The following is a 2,710-nucleotide window of genomic DNA, read 5'->3' as shown; positions in this document are numbered from 1 at the left end:
CGCTGGGACGTGTTTCGTCGCAGCCAGCCTCGTAGTCGGCGAAAGGGCGCGAGCATGCGGTCGCGTTCGGATACGGCCCTGTATCGGGCGATGTTGCGAGGCAGATCCTGCTCGTCGATCAACGCCCAGGGGCAACCCCGTGCTCAATCGAGCGGCGCACGAGTCGTCCCGTCCGCGCTCTGGCTTGATCGCCAGGTTCGAGGAGAGTGCCAGTGAGATGTTCGCGCGGGTCCCCGCCGTGCTCTTGGCGTTGGGTCAGGCTCCGCTGCTCCTGAGCCATGGCTGCCNATCGAGTCGTCGTCCGGGTCCACCCTTGGCATGGCCTGATGGTAGATCCACACCGGGGTGGTCGCCGGAGGCTGTTGAGCCCCTCCTGCATCCTCGTCGCTCAGCGCCACGCGCTGAGGGCCGCATCGAAGTGCGACCAGGGTCAACATCCGGCGTTGTGCAGTACGTCCGTGAAGGTATCGAGGTCGCTGGGCGCCATCTCTTCTGCGAGGACGTGAACGGACGGGGACCTCGCCTCTACCTCAGCCACGTAGTGCGCGTGTAGTACAGTCGAGTGATGGAGGGGCCGGCTGACTGGAGCAATCGCGGCGATTACATCGCCAAGCACTCCATGACGCCGGATCTCGCCAACGAAGCCCTGGATGATCCGAACCGTCTGGTCATCACACCGGACCCGTCATCGGTGTCGGGCAGAACGGTGCGGGTGGTCGGCTGGTCGCCCTCGATGGGCAACCTGGTGACCGTCATCGTCCTGCCGGATGGCGAGACCGTGTGGGGCGTGAACGCCTGGCCGTCGAATCCCACGGACCGGCGGCGATATCGAGAGGAGGCTCACGATGGGAGTTGAGGACCTGATCGCGGCCGAGGCCGCCGCATCTGAGGCACACAAGGATGCCGAGCTGAAGCCGGGGTCGACGCTGACCCGGGGGCACGGCCGGACCAAGACNCTGCAGGTGCGTCTGAACGAGGATGAGATGCAGGCTTTGGCGCAGCTCGCGGACCGACGCGGGGTGCCGGCATCGACGCTCGCCCGGGAGTTGCTGATGACCCAGATCGCGGCAGGAGAGAGCACGCCCCAGGCCATGATCGCAAGGCTCCGCGCCGACCTCGAGGCACTCGCGTCCACAGTGGCCTGACCCCAGCCGCCCGCACGACGGCACGGCGATATCCGGCGATGTGCCGCAACTTCCTGTGTCGTTGATCGCCAACTTGGAAAGCCGGGAACCTACGGTAGGGGTGTGGACGGGGGATCCGACGAGAAGCGGATGCGACTGCGGTACGCCGGCGCATGCCGGGTCTGCGGGGTGGAGCTTCCCGCCAAGGCCGAGGCGATCTACGAAAGGACCACGAAGACGGTCCGGTGCCTCAGTCACGACATGGGCCCTCAGATCGAGCCCGTTGTCGACGCCGTCGAGCCTGCGATCGCAACAATCGTCGACCCAGTTCTTGTTGAGGTCGTGGCGCCTGCGACCGTCGCCGCCAGCGAGCCTCCGCTTGCGGACGTCGTCGAGTCGGGTACGCCGGGGGCATCAGCGCGACGAGAGTTCGAGCGACGCTAGGCAAAGCGGGAAGAACGTATCCGGGCCAAACACCCGAAACTCGGCGGTCTGATGCTCGCTGTCTCGGATGAAAAGCAGTCCACGACTGCGTGGGACGTTGGCGCGGTGGGAGAAGAGAGACTCGGCAAGGGCCTGGACCGCCTCGCCTCAGACACACTCCGGCTGTTGCACGATCGGCGGATCCCGAGAAGCAAAGCCAACATCGACCACCTGGCCGTGACCGCCACAGGCATCTACGTCATCGATGCCAAGAAGTACCGTGGCCGTCCTCACCTCCGGGTCGAAGGGGGCCTCTTCCGGCCTCGCGTGGAGCGCCTGCTGGTCGGCTCTCGCGACTGCACCAAGCTCGTCGACGGAGTGCTCAAGCAGGTCGACGTGGTGCGCGGACTGCTCGAAGACGAGGTCCCGGTCCACGGTGTGCTGTGCTTCGTCGAAGCGGACTGGCCCCTGATCGGTGGCACCTTCACCACCCGCGGAGTGCGGACACTGTGGCCCAAGAAGCTCTACCCCCAGCTCCAGGCAGACGGACCGATCACGGCCGGAACCGTTGCCGAAGTTCACCGGAAACTCGCACACCCGCTGCCCCCGGCCTGAACGCGCAAGCGCGGATACCCGGCGGTGTGACTCAGGTAGACGCGGGTCAGATCGAGACGATCTCGGACTCTGCGGGCAGGGCGGGTGCGTTGGTGGTCCGGAACACGATGGGCAGTCCTCGTGCCTGGTCCCAGTTCGTGCTGTCGGTGGCCTGGATGTGCACGTGCGGCTGCGTGCTGTTGCCGGAGTTGCCGCACCCGCCAACGACGGCGCCTTCGAGCACCTGGTCGCCGACGGTAACGGTGACGGAGCCCTTCTGAAGATGAGCCAGGAGGATGTACGGCCCACGCTCGCCAGTGGCGATGACGACGTGGTTGCCCGCGACCGCTGCCGGACCGCCTCGGACTCGACCAGCTTGGCCGAGCATGTATGTGGTTCCCCCCGAATCGTGGAGGGCTTCCTTTAAGCGGCTCTCGGGGTGAGGGCCGCGGTCTCGTAGGCGATGGGTGACATCATCGCAGCGGAGCTGTGCCGGCGGGTGGTGTTGTAGAAGTTGAAGCACCAGTCCATGACCGCGGTCGCGGCGGCGGTCGTGGTCTCGAACTCGT

General features: G+C 66.2%; 4 protein-coding genes. 3 read left to right on the top strand and 1 reads right to left on the bottom strand.

Translation table 11 applies throughout. From position 1 onward, the window contains the following. Window positions 1-565: 565 nt before the first annotated feature. From GA707_RS20575 to GA707_RS21925, 3 genes are all read left to right on the top strand, one after another. Window positions 566-856, top strand: a complete 291-nt coding sequence (locus GA707_RS20575; RefSeq protein ID WP_152180314.1) for a transposase — start codon at window positions 566-568, stop codon at window positions 854-856. A gap of 391 nt (window positions 857-1,247) precedes the next feature. Beyond that, the gene (locus GA707_RS21930) at window positions 1,248-1,568 is read left to right on the top strand and encodes a hypothetical protein (RefSeq protein WP_370460071.1); all 321 of its coding nucleotides are present in this window, start codon (window positions 1,248-1,250) and stop codon (window positions 1,566-1,568) included. 105 nt (window positions 1,569-1,673) lie between these two features. Next, window positions 1,674-2,162: a nuclease-related domain-containing protein gene (locus tag GA707_RS21925; protein WP_370460070.1), complete on the top strand. Its 489-nt coding sequence runs from the start codon at window positions 1,674-1,676 to the stop codon at window positions 2,160-2,162. A 46-nt stretch (window positions 2,163-2,208) separates the two neighbouring features. Here GA707_RS21925 and GA707_RS20560 read toward each other — a convergent pair whose 3' ends face one another. Beyond that, window positions 2,209-2,529 carry a peptidoglycan DD-metalloendopeptidase family protein gene (locus GA707_RS20560; protein WP_152180313.1) on the bottom strand — a complete coding sequence of 107 codons (321 nt, stop codon included), beginning with the start codon at window positions 2,527-2,529 and terminating at the stop codon, window positions 2,209-2,211. Between the last annotated feature and the right edge of the window lie 181 nt (window positions 2,530-2,710).

This window comes from Nostocoides sp. F2B08, from assembly GCF_009184895.1.
Lineage (GTDB): Bacteria > Actinomycetota > Actinomycetes > Actinomycetales > Dermatophilaceae > F2B08.
This window is presented reverse-complemented; position numbering and strand designations above follow the sequence as displayed.

Excerpts from the sequence above, each read along its gene's own strand:
- GA707_RS20575 (WP_152180314.1), top strand. The coding sequence starts at position 566 with ATGGAGGGGCCGGCTGACTGGAGCAATCGCGGCGATTACATCGCCAAG.
- GA707_RS20560 (WP_152180313.1), bottom strand. The coding sequence starts at position 2,529 with ATGCTCGGCCAAGCTGGTCGAGTCCGAGGCGGTCCGGCAGCGGTCGCG.